This is a genomic window from Enterobacter cloacae complex sp. 277I4 (assembly GCF_050031465.1).
Lineage (GTDB): Bacteria > Pseudomonadota > Gammaproteobacteria > Enterobacterales > Enterobacteriaceae > Enterobacter > Enterobacter cloacae.
The window spans coordinates 1,187,442-1,206,689 of record NZ_JBLGWC010000001.1 but is presented as its reverse complement, the minus strand read 5'-3'; the positions used below and the strand labels follow the sequence as shown (position 1 = coordinate 1,206,689).

Here is a 19,248-nt window from a genome sequence, read left to right as displayed (position 1 = left end):
ACCCTCTCCCCATAGGGGAGAGGGAACTCAAACACCCTCGCCCCTGTGGGGAGAGGGCTGGGGTGAGGGGTTTTCTTTTACCTGTCCCAGTACGCCTCTTCGAGGCTGTCTTCCCTTTCCGGCAGGCCACGCGTTAAGCGCGGGGAGTGCTGGTTCAGCACCTGATAACTGACGCGGTTCGCGTATTTACATACCTGCGCCAGCGACGAATAGGTGAGCCAGCTGAACTTATGTTTGCTGGAATTCGGCACGTTGGTTTTGTGGTAGGCATTGGCGGTGATGTCATGCAGCAGCGCCGCCAGCGCACCGTCGCCCGCACCGTTGGTGTTCATGATCTTCTCCGGGCCGCCCATGTACGGGGCGATGTGCGAGTAGATCCGCAGCGGATTAACACAGTCTTTATAACGCATGCCACGGCTGAACTCATACTGGTTGAACTCGGCGATGGCGCCAGGCAGCAGCGGATGCTGGGTTTTGCGTTTGCTCTCTTCTTCCGTGAAGCCTGCCATATACAGCCCTACCGGTCCGGCGGTGCAGAGCACCAGGTCCACCCAGTCCAGCGCTTTATCGGAGGCCAGCAGCGGATCGCTCTCGCCGGTGAGAGCCTCAGCTTCTTCTTCGTTCATCGCCAGAATCGAGACATGCTCTTTCAGGAAGGCCTGCCACCACTCCGGGTTGTCGGCAATCACAAATTTTGTTCCCAGCGTCAGGACCACCGGCACATCGTACTTTTTAGCGTACTCAATCGCCTTCATGGTGGCTTCCGGCATCGGCTCGCCCGGCTTGCAGCGCACCAGGTAGGAGGTGAGCACCAGCGCCGACGCGCCCGCAATCACCTCTTCGGGAATACTCTCGGCACGTAGCTTGTTCATGTGGCCAGGGCTGATGGCAAAGGTACGCTCGCCGGATTCACCGATCAGCGTAAAGCAGCGGCCAATGGGGCCGTCGACACCCTGCAGATAGTTAAGATCGGTACGGCTGGAGGTATTGCACAGGTAACGGTAGGCGTAGCCACCAATTTCGATGTTGCTGCACATCACGCCGAGCAGCACTGAGCGGTCGTCTGCCAGAACGGAGTAGTTGTGCATGGTATTGCCGATAGTGCCACCGGCAAACTGATGGGTGATCAGGTTGTCACGCACCAGCTCCTGATAGAGCGCCTCAGCAACGTCGTCTTCGATTACCAGCGAGTGGCCGGCGCTCAGACCGTAACGGGCGACAAACGCATCATCCACTTTCGCTTCAATGTCCACCAGCGTCTGATCGATACCGACGACCCATGCCGCGCTGGTTTCATTTTCAGGCTGGATTTGCTGCAGGAGCGGATCGCGGGCATCAACAGGGAAGTAGTGTTTGGATTTGCGTTTACCGGGAAATTTCATGGTCTGAACTGTGCATAGAATATGGGCCGGGAATGGTAGCACAAACCCGGCCCTGAGTGCGATCAGCGGCTGTTGGTCACCAGCGAGACCATCATGTCGATATGTTCCGGAGCGTCGTTAAGTGCCGGAATGTACTCGTACTTCTCACCACCAGCCTCAAGGAAAAACTCCCGGTTTTGCACCGCGATCTCCTCCAGCGTTTCCAGGCAATCGGCCGAGAAGCCCGGGGACATTACCTGAATATGCTTCACGCCTTTCTCGCCGAGCATTTTGAGGGTTTCATCCGTATACGGTGTCAACCACGGCTCGCGACCAAAGCGCGACTGGAAAGTCATCATCACCTTCTCCGGCGGCAGGCCGAGCGCGGACACCAGCTCACGCGTGGTATCGCGACAGCGCTGCGGATAATCATCCCCTTCGTTAGCGAAACGCTGCGGAATGCCGTGATAGGACAACAGCAGCAGATCCGGCTCGCCGTGTTTTTCAAACGACGCGCGGGCACTGCTGGCAAGCGCTTTGATATAGAGTTCGTTATCGGCGTAGTCGCGTATAAAGGTCACGCCCGGAATGCGGCGGCGGGTCGCCAGAATGCGGGCCAGTTCGTCCCACACCGCAGCAACCGTCGAGCAGGAGTACTGCGGGTAGAGTGCCAGCACCACAATGTGCTCAACCCCCTGCGCGAGCAGCGCGTCGACCGCACTTTCCAGAGACGGTTTGCCATAGCTCATGCCGAGCGCGACAGGCATATCCGGCAGGCGGGCAGCCAGCGCTTTCTCCTGACGACGGCTGTAGACCATCAGCGGCGAGCCCTCTTCCATCCAGACAGACTGATAGAGTTTGGCGACGCGCGGTGAACGAATGGGCAGAATCACGCCACGCAGTAATGGCCACCACAGCAGTCTTGGGGTATCCACAACGCGCGTGTCGCTTAAAAATTGTCGCAGATAGCGTTTTACCGCTTCTGGCGTAGGTGCTTCTGGGGTGCCCAGATTGGCAAGCAGGATGCCGGTTTTCGCCTGACTCATTCACGCCTCTTAACCATTTGAATGGTTGTCAATTGTAGCGGAAATGCGTTTAAACGGAACCCATTGCTGTAATAGGTAAGATGAGAAATATTCTCACCCGGGGACCCGGGTGAGAGCAGTGCGATTAGCCGAGGATTTTTTCCAGCTCTGCACGAACGTCAGCCACGGCTTTGGTGCCGTCAACTTTCGCGTATTTGGTGTTACCCGCCTGCGCTTCTTTGGTGTAGTAGCCGATCAGCGGCGCAGTCATCTGATGGTATTCCACCAGGCGCTTACGCACGGTCTCTTCCTGATCGTCTTTACGGGTGGTCAGCTCTTCGCCGGTTACGTCGTCTTTACCTTCAACCTTAGGTGGGTTGAATTTAATGTGGTAAACGCGGCCAGAAGCAGCGTGCACACGGCGACCAACGATACGATCAACGATCAGCTCGTCTGGTACGTCGAACTCCAGCACGTAGTCTACGTTGATGCCCGCTTCTTTCATGGCGTCAGCCTGAGGAATGGTGCGTGGGAAGCCGTCCAGCAGGAAACCGTTACGGCAGTCTTCCTGAGCAATGCGCTCTTTGACCAGAGCGATAACCAGCTCGTCGGTCACCAGTTTGCCAGCGTCCATGATGTCTTTCGCTTGTTTACCCAGCTCAGAGCCAGATTTAACAGCAGCGCGCAGCATATCACCGGTGGAGATTTGCGGAATACCGTATTTCTCCATGATGAACTGAGCCTGAGTTCCTTTACCCGCGCCCGGAGCGCCAAGCAGAATAATACGCATTGCGAAAATCCCCTCAAAAGTCGATTCAATTTTTCAAAAGCGCTAAACAATACCACCAGAACGGATGCGGCTCAAGGAAGGCGGGAGGGCTGAAACGGTTAATGGGGGGAGATAATTTGGGGGAGTGCGGTCTGGTGCCCTCACCCCGGCCCTCTCCCACGGGGAGAGGGAGAAGACCAGGGGAGGCGTGGTCAATTACGCCAGCAGCAGCGCATTCACACGTTTAATGAAGAGGTTAGGATCTTCCAGCGTGCCGCGCTCGGCCAGCAGAGACTGATCCAGCAGCAGTTCAACCCACTCAGCGAAGCGGGTTTCGTCCTGGGTATCCGCCGCGCGTTTCACCAGCGGGTGATCCGGGTTCAGCTCGAAGATATATTTCACTTCTGGCATCGCCTGACCTGCCGCGGCGAACAGTTTCGCCATCTGGGTACCCATTTCGTCCGCATCGGTAGTCACAATCGCCGGCGTATCGGTCAGACGGTGGGTGAAGCGCACCTCTTTCACACGATCGCCCAGCAGGGTTTTCACGCGCTCGACGAACGGCTCCAGCGCCTTCTCGGCTTCTTTCGCGCTTTCATCCACTTCATCCGCCAGCTTGTCGATGGATTCATCGGCTTTGGCAACAGACTGGAATGGCTTACCGTCGAACTCGGTCAGGTAGTTCATCATCCACTCGTCGATGCGGTCAGAAAGCAGCAGCACTTCGATACCTTTCTTACGCAGCAGCTCCAGGTGTGGGCTGCTCTTCGCCGCGGCGTAGCTGTCGGCGGTGATGTAGTAGATCTTCTCCTGCCCTTCTTTCATGCGGGAAACGTACTCTTCCAGCGACACGGTCTGCGCGGAGGAGTCAGTGTGCGTAGAGGCAAAGCGCAGCAGTTTGGCGATCGCTTCTACGTTCGCGGTGTCTTCCGCCGGGCCTTCTTTCAGCACCAGGCCAAACTGCTTCCAGAAGGTCTGGTATTTTTCCGCGTCGTCTTTCGCCAGTTTTTCCAGCATCTGCAGCGTACGTTTGGTCAGCGCGTTACGCAGGTTGCGGGTCACGGTGCTGTCCTGCAGAATTTCACGGGAGACGTTCAGCGGCAGATCGTTGGAATCTATCAGGCCACGGACAAAGCGCAGGTAATTCGGCATGAACTGCTCGGCGTCGTCCATGATGAAGACACGCTGAACGTAAAGCTTCAGACCGTGCTTGTGATCGCGGTTCCACATATCCCACGGCGCCTGCGACGGGATATACAGCAGGCTGGTGTACTCCTGCTTACCTTCCACACGGTTATGGCTCCAGGTCAGCGGATCGGTAAAGTCGTGGGCGATGTGTTTGTAGAACTCGTTGTATTCGTCGTCCTTGATTTCAGCCTTATTGCGCGTCCACAGGGCCTGCGCCTTGTTGATTTTCTCCCATGAGACCACGGTTTCACCGTCTTTCTCTTCCTGTTTTTCAATCTCAACCGGCAGGGCAATGTGGTCGGAATATTTGCTGATGATGGAGCGCACGCGCCAGTCGTTCAGGAAATCGTCTTCGCCTTCACGCAGGTGCAGGGTGATTTCGGTGCCGCGATCCGCTTTGGTGATGTCATCAACGGTGTATTCACCTTCACCTTTGGATTCCCAGAACACGCCGTTTTCCGCGCTGTCGCCCGCCGCACGTGTACGCACGGTCACTTTGTCCGCCACGATAAACGCCGAATAGAAGCCCACACCGAACTGGCCGATCAGCTGGCTGTCTTTCGCCTGGTCAGAGCCCATTGATTCCAGGAACGCTTTGGTCCCGGATTTGGCGATAGTCCCGAGGTGGTCGATCACCTCGTCACGGTTCATGCCGATGCCGTTATCGGCGATGGTCAGGGTGCGGTTCTCTTTATTGAAAGAGACGCGCACGCGCAGCTCGCCGTCGCCTTCATACAGATCCGGGTTAGACAGCGCGCGGAAACGCAGCTTGTCCGCCGCATCGGAGGCGTTGGAAATCAGCTCACGCAGGAAGATTTCTTTGTTGGAATACAGGGAATGGATCATCAGGTGCAGAAGCTGTTTTACTTCTGACTGGAAACCACGGGTTTCTTGTCCTTTCATCTAAGTCGACCTCAACAATGCCATTTAATGGGGTTGTAAAACGTTGAGGGAGAGATGGGGATAAGCAGGGAAATTTTCAAGCGGAGGCTGCGAATGCCGCCTCCGTTTGGTCAGAAAATAATCTTGTGACGTCCGGCCAGAGAGTGCGACAGCGTGGTGCCGTCAACCATCTCCAGCTCGCCGCCAACCGGCACGCCGTGAGCGATACGGCTGGCGTCAACGCCGTACTGCGCGCACAGCTCGGCGATGTAGTTGGCTGTTGCCTCCCCTTCCACCGTGGGGTTGGTGGCGAGGATCACCTCTTTGATGGTCTCGGACTCCAGACGCTGTTCAAGGCGATCAAGACCGATATCATCCGGGCCAATACCGTCCAGCGGGGAGAGATGCCCCATCAGCACGAAATAGCGGCCAGAAAACTGCCCGGTTTGTTCGATGGCATAGATGTCCGCCGGACTCTCCACCACGCAAATCTGACCGTTCTCCTGACGACGCGGATTCGAGCAAATATTACAGACGTCCTGCTCGGTAAAAGTACGGCAATCCGCACAGTGACCAATTTCTGACATGGCGCGGGTCAGAGCCTGCGCCAGGCGCATCCCGCCGCTGCGGTCGCGCTGCAATAGCGTAAACGCCATACGCTGCGCCGACTTCGGGCCTACGCCCGGCAGGCAGCGCAACGCTTCCATTAACTGCGTGAGCAGCGGACTGGTTTGCATCAGAACGGCATCTTGAAGCCCGGCGGCAGTTGCATACCGCTGGATACAGAGGCCATTTTCTCTTTCTGGGTTTCGTCGATACGGCGAGCGGCATCGTTGAACGCGGCTGCAACCAGATCTTCCAGCATCTCTTTGTCGTCTTCGAGCAGGCTTGGATCGATTTCAACGCGGCGGCAGTTATGCGCACCGTTGATGGTCACCTTGACCAGACCGGCACCGGATTCACCCGTGACTTCCAGCTGAGCGATCTCTTCCTGCATCTTCTGCATTTTTTCCTGCATCTGCTGAGCCTGCTTCATCAGGCCACCCAGACCGCCTTTTCCACCAAACATAGGCTTCTCTCTCTTTCACGTTTAACGATGACAACCGTAAGTCAGACTCACGATCAAATGGGGCGAATACTCTCTTCATCCAGATCGGCGTCGAAGAACCGGCGCAGGGTCTGGATGTTGTTATCCGCTATAATCGACTCACGCGCCTGCGCGAGTTTCTCTTCATAAATGGCCTGGCGCCACTCCAGTGGCGTTCGCACCGCCGGATTATCATCTTCAATGATAGTCAATTCAACCGGTGCACCCTGCAATGTGGCCAGCGCCTCCGCCAGTGCTTTTTGTGCGCCGGGGGAGTTCAGGTGCCGTTGACCGGGACGCAGATGCAGACGCACCTGATTACCGTCCTGCTCTTTCCAGGCATTCAGCGCGACCTGCTCGACCAGCTTAGGCAGTTGCAGTTTACTGACCTCAGCGGCCCAGGCGTCACGCGCGATAGACTCTTCCGCGAGCTTCGCGGAAAGCTCCGGTGTTTTTTCATGCTCCAGCGCTTTCTTCAGCGCTTTTGGCGTGGCGACCTCTTTCTTCACCTCTTCGACGATGGTCGTCGACTTCCAGCGGTAAGCCTCTTCTTTCACCGGGGCTTTTTGCTCGAGCGCGGACGGTGCCGGGCGCGCCTGTACGCGCTCCGTTACCGAGGCCAGTCGTTCAAGCGCGGCGTTGTTAACCGGCCGCGCTCTTCCTGGCGCTGCCGGTTCACTCTTTTTTGGTTTGGTTGCTCCCTGCGCTCGCTGCAACTGGCTGCGGGCGGCGAGCACCGAACTGGTGGCATCCGACAGCGGTACATTTTGCGGCGGCGGCGCTGCCGGCTGTGCTGGCACCTGCTGCGGCGACATCACTGCCGTTGGAGCGGTCGGGGCGAATGACTGCCGGGGCACTTCAGGCTCTGGCAGCGGCATACGCGGGTGGAACGCCAGCGCACGCAGCAGCGTCATTTCAACGCCCATTCTAGGATCCGGCGCAAACGGCAGCTCTTTACGGCCAATCAGCAAGGTCTGGTAATAAATCTGTACGTCAGCAGGCGGCACGGTTCGCGCAAGTTCACGCATCCGCTGTTCAATGGCCGCCATATCCGCCCCCATTGCTGACGGAGAGAGCTGAAGCATCGCTACACGGTGCAGCAGGCTAAGCATCTCGACCAGTAGGGCTTCCCACTCGATGCCACGGGCTGCAGCGGCATTCACCAGCGACATGACGCGCTCACCGTTCGCGGCGATCGTGGCTTCAATCAGGGACAGCGCCTGGTCGTCGTCCAGCGTGCCGAGCATGGTGCTGACCGCATCGGTAGAAAGTTTACCGTCACCGCTGGCAATGGCTTGATCCGTCAGGCTGAGCGCATCGCGCAGGCTGCCGTCCGCTGCACGGGCCAGCAGTTGCAGGGCGCGCGGCTCGTGGACAATGTTCTCTTCGTCGAGAATGTGTTCCAGCTGAGTACGGATCTGTTCAACGTCCAGCGCCTTCAGATGGAACTGCAAACAGCGCGACAGAATCGTCACCGGCAGCTTTTGCGGATCGGTGGTCGCCAGCAGGAATTTCACATGCGCAGGCGGCTCTTCCAGCGTTTTCAGCAGGGCGTTGAAGCTGTGACGTGACAGCATGTGCACTTCATCGATCAGATAGACCTTGAAGCGGCCACGCGCCGGGGCGTACTGCACGTTATCCAGCAGGTCACGGGTATCTTCAACTTTGGTGCGCGAGGCGGCGTCGATCTCGATCAGATCGACAAAGCGCCCCTGTTCGATCTCACGGCAGTTGTCACACACGCCACATGGCGTGGCGGTGATCCCGGTTTCGCAGTTCAGACCTTTTGCCAGCAAACGGGCAATAGAGGTTTTACCGACGCCGCGGGTACCGGAGAAGAGATAGGCGTGATGGATACGACCTAGCGACAAGCCGTTCGCCAGGGCCGTCAGCACATGTTCCTGACCGACAACGTCGGCAAAGGTTTGTGGTCGCCATTTACGGGCTAACACCTGATAACTCATGGGCAGGCTCTGCAACGCTGGAAGGTGAATTAATGGAGGGGAATGCTATCACAACCTCACCCATTGAGCGAGGTTGTGAGAAACGGGATTAATGACCCGGGAAAGGCACCAGGCTGTAGCTGGTAATACCCTGTTTTTCCAGGCGCTGTTCGCCGCCCAGATCGAACAGATTGATGATGAAGGCCGCATCGGTCACTTCACCACCCAGGCGACGAATCAGCTTCACGGTCGCTTCGATAGTGCCACCGGTTGCCAGCAGATCGTCCACCACCAGCACTTTGTCGCCAGGCTTAATGGCATCGACGTGGATTTCCAGCTGATCGGTGCCGTATTCCAGCTCATAGCTCTCCGCGATGGTTTCACGCGGCAGTTTGCGCGGCTTACGCACTGGCACAAAACCTACGCCCATTGCCAGCGCCACCGGTGCGCCAAACAGGAAGCCACGGGCTTCGGTACCTACTACTTTGGTGATCCCGGCGTTTTTATAACGCTCTACCAGCAGTTCAATGCTGAGCGCGTACGCTTTCGGGTCTTCCAGCAAGCTGGTGACATCACGGAAAAGAATGCCAGGTTTTGGATAGTCCTGGATGCTTTTGATGCTGTTTTTCAGATATTCAAGCTGCTGTGCAGTTGCGGTCATCGGTTTGTGCCTAAATGAAACAGTGTTACTCACAGCGCGCAAAGAGGCGGTAAAGGTAACAATTGTTTAACCTTTAACCAGGCGCGCCTGTGCTCGAAAACGGTCGAATTTACTGGCTGCGCACAATAATTGCAACAGCCATTATAAGGCTTCAGTGCTTTTGTTGCTTTTCATCAACCACGGGGATCCGCCACATGAAGATAAGCAGGCAGGTCAGGATAACCAGCAGCAGGATCCGCACCCACATCATTTTCACCAGCCATAATGAAATGGCGAAGGTGATGAGGATGACTGCAATCGCACGCGGCTTTGCGCCAGGCGGCATGGCCCGGTGTTTCTGCCAGTGGCGCAGATAGCCGCCAAACCACGAGCGATACAGCAGCCAGTGATGAAAACGCGGGGATGAGCGGGCAAAACACCAGGCTGCCAGCAGAATAAACGGCGTCGTGGGCAAAAGTGGCAAAACCACGCCCAGGGTGCCTAACACTACCGCCAGCCAGCCAATGATGATTAAAATAGTACGCTGCATAATGCGAATCGTTATCAAACTGAACGGCTACTTTACCACTGGAGCGCGCCTTGAAAATAGCCCTGCTTTTAGAGACGCTGCAAAATCAGCTCGTTGCCCTGCGCACGCAGGCGTCACCGTTGATGCAGCATGCGACGCTCAAACCGCGCTTTGACCGGCAGTTATTTCATACGCGAAGTACGCTGATGAAAGACTATCTTGATGAGGCGCAGACCAACCTCGACGAACTGCGACAGGCCGTGAATGACGGTAAACATGAGCAGGTGGCCTGGCTTGCGGAGCATCTCACCAGTCAGATCACCGCCTTGCACCGGGAGATCGCAGCCTGGCCCCTGCGTACCTGGGATAGCGCGTCTCCCGGCCTCGGTAAATGGCAGCGAAAACGGCTGGAGCACCAGGAGTTTGAACGCCGTCTGTTTGAGATGAAGCGCGAGCGGGAAGCACGTCTGAACAACAGTGAAACGCTGGAAGAGCAGCAGTTATTGATGCGCGAAATCGACGCGCTGGATGGACGTCTTGTCCGTTGCCGTCATGCGCTGGATGAGATCGAACGCGTCATTGAACGCCTGACCCGTTAAAAGGAGCCACACATGTCGCTGGAAAATGCCCCCGATGAGGTCAAACTGGCCGTCGATTTGATTATGCTGCTGGAGAATCATGAGATCCCGGCTGAGACGGTGCTGAAGGCACTGGAGATTGTGCGGCGGGATTTTGAGGGAAAGGTGAAGGCCGGTTGCCCTCACCCTAACCCTCTTCCACAGGGAGAGAGAAAATAGTTCAGGCGGGAGTCGGATCGTCACCCTTAATCTCACGCTTCACTTCCGTATGCTCGTCACCTTTCTCGTTATGCAGGTGAACCTCAAGCTGGTTGAAAGCAATATTGATATTGTTTTCACGGCACAGACGGTCGATGGAGCGGTTCAGTTCATCCACGGTGTAGCTGCGATCGCGAAGCTCACGCACGTATAAACGCAGCTCGTGATCCAGCGTGCTCGCCCCGAAGGTGGTGAAAAAGACGTCTGGCGCCGGCTCGTGCATAACCTTTGGATGCTCTTTTGCGGCCTTCAGCAATACCTCTTTCACCTTATCCAGATCCGAACCGTAGGCTACGCCGAGGCGGATCACCACACGCGTCGTCGTATCAGAGAGCGACCAGTTGATCAAACGCTCGGTCACGAACGCTTTGTTCGGGATGATCACCTCTTTGCGATCGAAGTCGGTAATAGTGGTCGCACGAATGCGGATCTTGCTGACGGTACCGGAGAAGGTCCCGATGGTCACCGTATCGCCAATTCGCACCGGACGTTCGAACAGGATGATCAGGCCGGAAACGAAGTTACCGAAAATCTCCTGCAGGCCAAAACCGAGACCCACAGAGAGCGCTGCCGCCAGCCACTGCAGTTTGTCCCAAGACACGCCCAGCGAGCCGAAGACCGTCATCGCCCCGACAATAATAATGACGTAGTTGAGGATGGTGGTAATGGCATAGGACGCCCCCTGACGCAGGTTCAGGCGCGACAGCACCAGCACCTCCAGCAGACCCGGCAGGTTTCGAATCAGCGCCCAGGCCACCATCGACGACACCACCGCAAACAGCAGGCTGCCCATGGTGACGCTTTTCATCACCGCAGCGCCTGCTTCGGTCCCGCTGTACTGCCAGAGAGTGATACTGTCGAGATAGGCAAAGACGGTAATCAAATCAGACCAGATGGCCCAGAACATCACCGCGAACAGGGCGATCATCACCAGCATGGTGATACGCAGCGTCTGCTGGTTAATCTGCTCCAGCGCGATGGTCGGCTCTTCCTGCGGCTCCGCGCCTTCGGCGCCCTCTTTCACCTGATGCTGACGACGCGCAATGGCGCGGCGATAAGCGATACGGCGAGCCGCCACGCTCAGGCCGCGCAGCACGGTCTGGTAGAGCAGGTTCCAGACAATCACCAGATAGACGGTTTCTATCCAGCGGCCGGACAGGCGCAGCGTGGTGTAGAAGTAGCCCGTCGCCGTGAGCACCATCAGCGCCAGCGGAATGATTGCCAGCACCGTGACGGTGGCGAGGCGCAGGTTGTGGGACTCTTTATCACGCCAGCTATCGCGGCACATCGGCCACATCAGGATGGCAATCAACAGCAGGTTCAGCAGAATGACCAGCTGACCCAGAACGTCATCCATCAGATGCAGCGGAGAAAGCTCGGAAACCACCGACCAGAAGTGCAGCGGCAGGAGCGCCAGGCTGATGCGGACAATCTGACGACGCCAGTGGCTGGTCAGTTGCTGTGGCATATTGAAGTGACGCACCGCCACGCCGTCTTTTTCCAGCACCTTCCAGCACAGACCAAACACCAGCCAGAACAGGGCCAGCTTTTTACTGAAAGCCCACAGCAAATCGCTGACGTTGAGCTGCATGGTGAGCAGGATCAGGCCAACAGCAAGGATGATCAGGCACACCGGCAGCGCGCGAATGAGATCGATCAGAATCGCTTTTGGCGTATGCAGCTGGCTGTCATTTCGCAGTTGCCCCACTTCTGAGGCCAGCTTCGCCTGATAGTTCTTCAGCCATCCCAGACGCCAGCGGATCACGCCCGCAATCAGCAACAGCGGTAATCCCGCCAGGAAGGCAATCATCACCGCGGGCCAGGCTTTCTCCCAGTTCCCGGTGATTTTCATGCTTTTAATCTGCGTTTTCAGCGTTTCGGGGAAGGATTTAACCCAGTCCCAGTCCATCGGTTTGTTGCTGTTAACCCAGAAAATCTGCTGGGTTAAAATCTCCTGCAGACTTTTAGAAACGCTCACCAGCTGCTGCTGGTTGATCTGCAGGTTAATCGCCATCATCAGCTGGTTACCAAGCTGTTTATTGAGCTGGTCAAGCAGCTCGCGGCGCATATCCACCACCTGCAACAGCGCGTCGTGCACTTCCGGGTTCACTTCACTGGAGTGACCCTCTTCTATTTTGGCGACAAAGGTATCGCTCTGGAAAAGGGCATCGCGCTGCTGGTTGACGTCAAACTGTTCCAGACGTAAATCCGCAATGCGGTTGGTCATGTCCTCCAGCTCGTCGGCAGAGGGCAGCGTCTGTTGTTGCTGATAAAGAATGCGTGACAGCAGAAGGCTGCCTTTCAGCACCGCAATTTGCTCTTTGATGTTACGTTCCGCCTGGAGCGCGCGGTCCAGCCAGTTTTTAACTTTAATGTTCTGTTGAACCAGCGAGTTACCGTTTTCGGTCGCCTGAATCAGGCGCTCGCTCAGCTGATGGTTCGCATCGAGCTCCTGCTTCACCAGCGGATTGGCCTGGATGCGGGCGGTTTCGTCCGGCGATACCGCCTCCTGGGCGGTTTTTTCCGTCAGCGTCAGGCGCTTGCTGTTCACCGCCTCCTGCAACAGCTGAAGCTGGTGTTCCAGACGGTTAATGTTGGCGGTCACGTAATCACGCTGTTTTTGTAGCGTGTCCTGCAGCACCGTATTCCCTTCCAGGCTTTTACGCTGCTGTTCAATTTGCGCATTCAGTAACGACTGCTGAACCAGCAGCAGCGTTTGCTGCGTCGGGCGCAGCGTGCCTTCACCCACCGTGGTACCGTTCAGGCGGTTGCGGATTTGCTGCAGCTGCTGAGACGCGGCGTACATTGCGTTTTGTACGCGCTCGGGCTGAGTCTGCAAAGAGACAAGCTGACTGTTGTAGGTGGCGAGATCCGACTGTGCGGTTTGCAGGTCGTCGAGCAGTTGCGCGACGCGCGACTCCAGCTGACGCAGCGACAGCGTTGCCAGCGTTTTGCGCGTTTCGTCGTCGTTATCTACGTCGCTCAGGGCATTTAGCGAATCCGTTGCTTTACGCATGTTTTCAGGCGCCTGCGCCACCTTCTGACGAAGCTGGGTGGTTTCCGCTTTAACGCGATCGATTTTATCCAGTGATTCCAGCGTTTCCGTCAGATCCTGCTGAACGAGTTTGTCCTGAGGCGTGAGATCTTTTTGTTTATTCAGGGCGTCGAGCTGCGACTGAACATCAGCACGTGATGGAATGTCATTGCCGTTATCGGCGCGGGCCCAGGAAAGCGGTGCCGTTGCGAAGAAAAACAGCGTCGCGAAGAGTAGTGCAAGAACAGGATGTTGCGAGCGATTGGTGTGCAGCATAGTCGTGAGTGATGTCAGAAGATGACCGAAAATAGTCCGGCGTGCAGAATATCACGCTCGCCTGAAGCAGAATAGCGCGAACGTGAGCCTCTGAGATAAATCCTGGAAATGGCTCAGGCAGTGAGCGAAGGCGCGTCGCTGCGCAGCGTCGGGCAGAGTTGTAGCATTTCCAGTAAAATCGCCACGTAGCTGCGGGCTTCCGCTTTTAAGTCAAAGGATTGCGGGGCGAAAAGCCAGTTTTCCATCAGGCCCGAAATGTAGCTGCGCATCAGAATAGCCGCCCGGCGGGTCAGGAGATTGGCCGGTAGCAGTTTAGCCTGCATGCACTGGTTCAGGTTCTGTTCAATGCGGTCATAGCTTTCCAGGCTAAGGCTGCGTTGCGCCTGCTGCACGACAGCCATCTCTCCCACAAACTCACATTTATGGAAAATAATTTCCATCATTAACCGACGGCGCTCTTCAACTACCGTCGCTTCAAGGATATATACTAATATTTCTCTTAATACTGAGAGTGGATCGTCAGGGAATTTTGCCCGATACTCACTCTCGAGATCGCTAATGCTGGACTCTGAAAGCTCCCAGATTTCACTGAACAGATCTGACTTGTCTTTAAAATGCCAGTAAATCGCTCCCCGCGTAACGCCAGCGGCCTGAGCAATCTGTGCCAGCGAGGTTGACGAAACACCTTGTTGAGAAAATAAGCGGATTGCCACATCCAGAATGTGTTGTCGGGTTTCAAGCGCTTGTTGTTTGGTTTTTCGTGCCATAAGTGGGTGAATTTACAGGCGTCAGATTTACATACATTTGTGAATGTATGTACCATAGCATGACGATAATATAAACGCAGCAATGGGTTTTTGGACTCAGGACCATTGATCAATTTGAAATCGGACACTCGAGGTTTACATATGAACAAAAACAGAGGGTTAACGCCTCTGGCGGTCGTTCTGATGCTCTCAGGCAGCTTAGCGCTTACAGGATGTGACGACAAACAGGCTCAACAAGGAGCGCAGCAGATGCCAGAAGTTGGCGTTGTGACGCTCAAATCCGAACCTCTTCAGATCACCACCGAATTGCCTGGCCGCACAAGTGCTTATCGCATTGCAGAAGTTCGTCCTCAGGTGAGCGGCATTATCCTGAAACGTAACTTTACCGAAGGCGGCGATGTGCAAGCCGGTGAGTCTCTGTATCAGATTGATCCCGCAACGTATCAGGCGTCGTATGAAAGCGCGAAAGGCGACCTGGCGAAAGCGGAAGCGGCGGCCAAAATCTCTCAGCTGACGTTGAATCGTTACAAAAAACTGCTCGGTACGCAGTACATCAGCCAACAGGACTACGACACAGCCCTGGCGGATGCACAGCAGGCTAACGCGGCCGTTGTGGCAGCAAAAGCAGCTGTCGAAACCGCGCGCATCAACCTGGCCTATACCAAAGTGACCTCCCCTATCAGCGGTCGTATTGGTAAATCCTCCGTGACGGAAGGGGCACTGGTGCAAAACGGTCAGGCCACAGCGATGGCAACCGTGCAGCAGCTTGATCCGATCTACGTTGACGTGACGCAGTCCAGCAACGATTTCCTGCGACTGAAACAAGAGCTGGCAAACGGCACCCTGAAGCAGGAGAACGGTAAAGCCAAAGTGGAGCTGGTCACTAACGACGGCATCAAATATCCACAGGCGGGTACGCTGGAATTCTCTGATGTGACGGTCGACCAGACCACCGGTTCCATCACCTTACGTGCGATCTTCCCGAACCCTGACCACACCCTGTTGCCAGGTATGTTCGTTCGCGCACGTCTGGAAGAAGGCACTAACCCAACCGCACTTCTGGTTCCACAGCAGGGTGTGACCCGTACGCCACGCGGCGATGCGAGCGCACTGGTTGTTGGCGCTGGTGACAAAGTCGAAATGCGCAATATCACTGCTACGCAGGCGATTGGCGATAAATGGCTGGTGACGGACGGTCTGAAAGATGGCGATCGCGTGATTGTTACTGGTTTGCAAAAAGTTCGTCCTGGCGCGCAGGTTAAAGCACAGGAAGTGAAGTCTGACGATAAACAACAAGCTTCGGCCGCTGGCCAGTCAGAACAAACCAAGTCTTAACTTAAACAGGAGCCGTTAAGACATGCCTAATTTCTTTATCGATCGCCCCATATTCGCTTGGGTGATCGCCATTATTATCATGCTGGCCGGGGGACTTGCGATCCTGAAGCTGCCTGTTGCGCAATATCCGACCATTGCGCCACCGGCGGTGACGATCTCCGCAACCTACCCGGGGGCGGATGCGAAAACGGTGCAGGATACCGTTACGCAGGTTATCGAACAGAACATGAACGGTATCGATAACCTGATGTACATGTCCTCAAACAGTGACTCCACCGGTACGGTTCAGATCACCCTGACCTTCGAGTCTGGTACTGATGCTGACATCGCGCAGGTTCAGGTACAGAACAAACTGCAGCTGGCGATGCCGCTGCTGCCGCAGGAAGTACAACAGCAGGGTGTGAGCGTCGAGAAATCGTCCAGTAGCTTCCTGATGGTTGTTGGCGTTATCAACACCAACGGCACCATGACGCAGGAGGATATTTCCGACTACGTGGGCGCCAACATGAAGGACGCCATCAGCCGTACTTCAGGTGTGGGTGACGTTCAGCTGTTTGGCTCCCAGTACGCGATGCGTATCTGGATGGACCCGAACAAACTGAACAACTTCCAGCTGACGCCGGTTGACGTCATCAACGCCATTAAAGCACAGAACGCCCAGGTTGCAGCCGGTCAGTTAGGCGGTACGCCGCCGGTGAAAGGCCAGCAGCTTAACGCGTCCATCATCGCGCAAACCCGTCTGACCTCCGCCGATGAATTCAGCAAAATTCTGCTGAAAGTGAATCAGGACGGTTCGCAGGTTCGCCTGCGTGACGTGGCAAAAGTGGAGCTGGGTGGCGAAAACTACGACATCATTGCGAAGTTTAACGGCAAACCAGCTTCTGGTCTGGGTATCAAACTGGCGACCGGTGCTAACGCCCTGGACACCGCAACGGCTATCCGTGCAGAACTGAAGAAGATGGAACCGTTCTTCCCGTCAGGTCTGAAGATCGTTTATCCGTATGACACCACGCCGTTCGTTAAAATTTCGATTCACGAAGTGGTTAAAACCCTGGTAGAAGCGATCATCCTGGTCTTCCTGGTGATGTATCTGTTCCTGCAGAACTTCCGCGCGACGCTGATTCCAACCATCGCCGTACCGGTCGTCTTGCTCGGAACCTTCGCCATACTGGCAATATTTGGCTACTCGATAAACACCCTGACGATGTTCGGGATGGTGCTCGCCATCGGCTTGCTGGTGGATGACGCCATCGTGGTGGTAGAAAACGTCGAGCGCGTCATGGCGGAAGAAGGTCTGCCGCCGAAGGAAGCAACCCGTAAATCCATGGGCCAGATCCAGGGCGCGCTGGTCGGTATCGCGATGGTGCTGTCCGCCGTATTTATTCCGATGGCCTTCTTCGGGGGCTCTACCGGTGCGATTTACCGTCAGTTCTCCATCACCATCGTTTCTGCGATGGCGCTGTCGGTGCTGGTGGCGTTGATCCTGACGCCTGCGCTGTGTGCAACCATGCTGAAACCGATTCAGAAAGGCGGTCACGGCGAGCACAAAGGGTTCTTCGGCTGGTTTAACCGCATGTTTGATAAGAGCACGCACCACTATACCGACAGCGTGGGGAACATTCTGCGCAGCACCGGTCGTTATCTGCTGCTCTATATCATCATCGTGGTGGGCATGGCCTATCTGTTCGTTCGTCTGCCAAGCTCGTTCCTGCCAGATGAAGACCAGGGCGTATTCCTGACGATGGCGCAGCTTCCGGCGGGTGCATCGCAAGAACGTACCCAGAAAGTGCTGGATGAAGTGACGGATTACTACCTCACCAAAGAAAAAGCGAACGTTGAATCCGTGTTTGCGGTTAACGGCTTTGGCTTTGCGGGTCGTGGCCAGAACACCGGTATCGCCTTCGTTTCACTGAAAGACTGGTCTGAACGTCCGGGCGAAGAGAACAAGGTTGAGGCGATCACCGGCCGTGCAATGGGCACCTTCTCGCAGATTAAAGATGCGATGGTCTTCGCCTTTAACCTGCCAGCGATCGTTGAACTGGGTACGGCGACCGGTTTCGACTTCCAGCTGATTGACCAGGGCGGTCTGGGCCACGAGAAACTGACTCAGGCGCGTAACCAGCTGTTTGGCGAAGTGGCTAAACACCCTGATCTGCTGGTCGGCGTGCGTCCTAACGGCCTGGAAGATACGCCGCAGTACAAGATCGACATCGACCAGGAGAAAGCGCAGGCGCTGGGTGTATCCATCAGCGACATCAATACCACACTGGGCGCAGCCTGGGGCGGTAGCTACGTTAACGACTTCATCGACCGCGGTCGTGTGAAGAAAGTGTACGTGATGTCTGAAGCGCAATACCGTATGTTGCCGAACGATATCAACAACTGGTACGTTCGCGGCAGCGATGGCCAGATGGTGCCGTTCTCAGCCTTCTCGACGTCGCGCTGGGAATACGGTTCACCGCGTCTGGAACGTTATAACGGGCTGCCATCTATGGAAATTCTGGGTCAGGCCGCGCCGGGTCGAAGCACTGGTGAAGCCATGAACCTGATGGAAGAGTTGGCCAGCAAGCTGCCTGCGGGTATTGGCTATGACTGGACCGGTATGTCCTATCAGGAACGTCTGTCCGGTAACCAGGCCCCTGCCCTGTACGCCATTTCACTGATTGTGGTGTTCCTGTGTCTGGCGGCACTGTATGAGAGCTGGTCAATTCCGTTCTCCGTTATGCTGGTGGTGCCATTGGGGGTTATCGGTGCGCTGCTGGCTGCAACGTTCCGTGGGCTGACCAACGACGTGTACTTCCAGGTAGGCCTGCTGACAACCATTGGCTTGTCGGCGAAGAACGCGATACTTATCGTCGAATTCGCCAAAGATCTGATGGAGAAAGAAGGTAAAGGCCTGATCGAAGCCACGCTTGAAGCTGTTCGTATGCGTCTGCGTCCTATTCTGATGACCTCACTGGCATTTATCCTCGGGGTACTGCCGCTGGTTATCAGTTCTGGTGCGGGTTCCGGCGCACAGAACGCGGTAGGTACCGGGGTAATGGGCGGTATGATCACCGCGACCGTACTGGCTATCTTCTTCGTACCGGTGTTCTTCGTGGTGGTTCGCCGCCGCTTCAGCCGGAAGAATGAAGATATTGAACACAGTCATTCGGTAGAACCTCACTGATACCGGTTTCACATGATAAAAAGGCCGCATTAGCGGCCTTTTTCATTTCTGAAAAAAATCATAAAATACGCTTATTGTCGTTTTATTTATTTTATGCCATGTTTAAAAGGCATATCATAATTAGCAGAAAACTTAATGGGCGAACTCAGGATTGTTTTAATTCCATTTCGCCGCTTAACTTATTAGGAATATTCCTAATAACAAGTCCATACAAAGAAAATTCTGAATCCGGACTTTTTCCGCGTGTTTACGCTAAATCAATGAAACGTAAGGAAGCGAAAAAAAACCAGCGTTAATTTGGATAAAAGTGTTCATCTTAGGATGTACTATTGCGTAAACGCTCGCAGACTCTGATTTTAATTGTAATTTTTCGTAATAGCGCGGTGAAATCCTGATCAGAGTGGCTT

Annotated in this window: 15 protein-coding genes and 1 other annotated feature; of the genes, 4 read left to right on the top strand and 11 right to left on the bottom strand. The window is 55.6% G+C overall.

The window, feature by feature from the left end:
* Positions 1-77 precede the first annotated feature (77 nt).
* The 9 genes from ACQG19_RS05635 to ACQG19_RS05595 form a co-directional block, all read right to left on the bottom strand.
* Complete coding sequence (locus ACQG19_RS05635; protein WP_020685011.1) at positions 78-1,382, bottom strand: inosine/guanosine kinase; 1,305 nt, start codon at positions 1,380-1,382, stop codon at positions 78-80.
* 62 nt (positions 1,383-1,444) lie between these two features.
* The gene (hemH, locus tag ACQG19_RS05630; RefSeq protein WP_013095900.1) at positions 1,445-2,407 is read right to left on the bottom strand and encodes a ferrochelatase; all 963 of its coding nucleotides are present in this window, start codon (positions 2,405-2,407) and stop codon (positions 1,445-1,447) included.
* A 124-nt stretch (positions 2,408-2,531) separates the two neighbouring features.
* Positions 2,532-3,176, bottom strand: a complete 645-nt coding sequence (gene adk / locus ACQG19_RS05625; RefSeq protein WP_006809841.1) for an adenylate kinase — start codon at positions 3,174-3,176, stop codon at positions 2,532-2,534.
* 195 nt (positions 3,177-3,371) lie between these two features.
* On the bottom strand, positions 3,372-5,246 hold the full coding sequence (gene htpG / locus ACQG19_RS05620; protein ID WP_023620089.1) for a molecular chaperone HtpG: 1,875 nt from the start codon (positions 5,244-5,246) through the stop codon (positions 3,372-3,374).
* 110 nt (positions 5,247-5,356) lie between these two features.
* Complete coding sequence (gene recR, locus ACQG19_RS05615) at positions 5,357-5,962, bottom strand: recombination mediator RecR (protein WP_013095898.1); 606 nt, start codon at positions 5,960-5,962, stop codon at positions 5,357-5,359.
* Positions 5,962-6,294, bottom strand: a complete 333-nt coding sequence (locus ACQG19_RS05610; protein WP_003858972.1) for a YbaB/EbfC family nucleoid-associated protein — start codon at positions 6,292-6,294, stop codon at positions 5,962-5,964. Before ACQG19_RS05610 ends, recR begins: the two co-directional genes overlap by 1 nt.
* A gap of 53 nt (positions 6,295-6,347) precedes the next feature.
* Positions 6,348-8,276 carry a DNA polymerase III subunit gamma/tau gene (gene dnaX, locus ACQG19_RS05605; RefSeq protein ID WP_222169024.1) on the bottom strand — a complete coding sequence of 643 codons (1,929 nt, stop codon included), beginning with the start codon at positions 8,274-8,276 and terminating at the stop codon, positions 6,348-6,350.
* Positions 6,954-7,018 (bottom strand) — a sequence feature (DnaX frameshifting element). Its footprint overlaps the gene before it by 65 nt.
* Before the next feature lie 88 nt (positions 8,277-8,364).
* Positions 8,365-8,916: an adenine phosphoribosyltransferase gene (gene apt / locus ACQG19_RS05600; RefSeq protein ID WP_000127359.1), complete on the bottom strand. Its 552-nt coding sequence runs from the start codon at positions 8,914-8,916 to the stop codon at positions 8,365-8,367.
* A 151-nt stretch (positions 8,917-9,067) separates the two neighbouring features.
* Positions 9,068-9,445, bottom strand: a complete 378-nt coding sequence (locus ACQG19_RS05595; RefSeq protein WP_013095896.1) for a DUF454 family protein — start codon at positions 9,443-9,445, stop codon at positions 9,068-9,070.
* Between the two features lie 50 nt (positions 9,446-9,495).
* Here ACQG19_RS05595 and priC point away from each other — a divergent pair, with 50 nt between their 5' ends.
* Positions 9,496-10,023 carry a primosomal replication protein N'' gene (priC, locus tag ACQG19_RS05590; RefSeq protein WP_058651636.1) on the top strand — a complete coding sequence of 176 codons (528 nt, stop codon included), beginning with the start codon at positions 9,496-9,498 and terminating at the stop codon, positions 10,021-10,023.
* A gap of 12 nt (positions 10,024-10,035) precedes the next feature.
* Positions 10,036-10,221, top strand: coding sequence for a pleiotropic regulatory protein RsmS (rsmS, locus tag ACQG19_RS05585; protein ID WP_222169023.1), 186 nt, complete (start codon positions 10,036-10,038; stop codon positions 10,219-10,221).
* Between the two features lies 1 nt (position 10,222).
* On the opposite strand, the gene mscK is transcribed toward rsmS, so the two are convergent.
* Together mscK and acrR are read right to left on the bottom strand one after the other, a co-directional pair.
* Entirely contained in the window at positions 10,223-13,570 is a 3,348-nt protein-coding gene (gene mscK / locus ACQG19_RS05580; RefSeq protein WP_426725827.1) for a mechanosensitive channel MscK, read from the bottom strand.
* Positions 13,571-13,683: 113 nt separating this feature from the next.
* A complete protein-coding gene (acrR, locus tag ACQG19_RS05575; protein ID WP_013095892.1) occupies positions 13,684-14,337 on the bottom strand; it encodes a multidrug efflux transporter transcriptional repressor AcrR in 654 nt (217 codons plus the stop codon).
* A 141-nt stretch (positions 14,338-14,478) separates the two neighbouring features.
* On the opposite strand from acrR, the gene acrA reads away from it, so the two are divergent.
* Positions 14,479-15,672, top strand: coding sequence for a multidrug efflux RND transporter periplasmic adaptor subunit AcrA (gene acrA / locus ACQG19_RS05570; RefSeq protein ID WP_023620093.1), 1,194 nt, complete (start codon positions 14,479-14,481; stop codon positions 15,670-15,672).
* A 22-nt stretch (positions 15,673-15,694) separates the two neighbouring features.
* Positions 15,695-18,841: a multidrug efflux RND transporter permease subunit AcrB gene (gene acrB / locus ACQG19_RS05565; RefSeq protein ID WP_013095890.1), complete on the top strand. Its 3,147-nt coding sequence runs from the start codon at positions 15,695-15,697 to the stop codon at positions 18,839-18,841.
* Positions 18,842-19,248: the final 407 nt, after the last annotated feature.

What these genes read in the sequence shown, in the direction of transcription:
- acrR (WP_013095892.1), bottom strand. Translation starts at nt 14,337, where the DNA reads ATGGCACGAAAAACCAAACAACAAGCGCTTGAAACCCGACAACACATT.
- dnaX (WP_222169024.1), bottom strand. Translation starts at nt 8,276, where the DNA reads ATGAGTTATCAGGTGTTAGCCCGTAAATGGCGACCACAAACCTTTGCC.
- ACQG19_RS05635 (WP_020685011.1), bottom strand. Translation starts at nt 1,382, where the DNA reads ATGAAATTTCCCGGTAAACGCAAATCCAAACACTACTTCCCTGTTGAT.
- ACQG19_RS05595 (WP_013095896.1), bottom strand. Translation starts at nt 9,445, where the DNA reads ATGCAGCGTACTATTTTAATCATCATTGGCTGGCTGGCGGTAGTGTTA.
- acrA (WP_023620093.1), top strand. Translation starts at nt 14,479, where the DNA reads ATGAACAAAAACAGAGGGTTAACGCCTCTGGCGGTCGTTCTGATGCTC.
- adk (WP_006809841.1), bottom strand. Translation starts at nt 3,176, where the DNA reads ATGCGTATTATTCTGCTTGGCGCTCCGGGCGCGGGTAAAGGAACTCAG.
- mscK (WP_426725827.1), bottom strand. Translation starts at nt 13,570, where the DNA reads ATGCTGCACACCAATCGCTCGCAACATCCTGTTCTTGCACTACTCTTC.
- acrB (WP_013095890.1), top strand. Translation starts at nt 15,695, where the DNA reads ATGCCTAATTTCTTTATCGATCGCCCCATATTCGCTTGGGTGATCGCC.
- apt (WP_000127359.1), bottom strand. Translation starts at nt 8,916, where the DNA reads ATGACCGCAACTGCACAGCAGCTTGAATATCTGAAAAACAGCATCAAA.
- ACQG19_RS05610 (WP_003858972.1), bottom strand. Translation starts at nt 6,294, where the DNA reads ATGTTTGGTGGAAAAGGCGGTCTGGGTGGCCTGATGAAGCAGGCTCAG.
- rsmS (WP_222169023.1), top strand. Translation starts at nt 10,036, where the DNA reads ATGTCGCTGGAAAATGCCCCCGATGAGGTCAAACTGGCCGTCGATTTG.
- hemH (WP_013095900.1), bottom strand. Translation starts at nt 2,407, where the DNA reads ATGAGTCAGGCGAAAACCGGCATCCTGCTTGCCAATCTGGGCACCCCA.
- recR (WP_013095898.1), bottom strand. Translation starts at nt 5,962, where the DNA reads ATGCAAACCAGTCCGCTGCTCACGCAGTTAATGGAAGCGTTGCGCTGC.
- htpG (WP_023620089.1), bottom strand. Translation starts at nt 5,246, where the DNA reads ATGAAAGGACAAGAAACCCGTGGTTTCCAGTCAGAAGTAAAACAGCTT.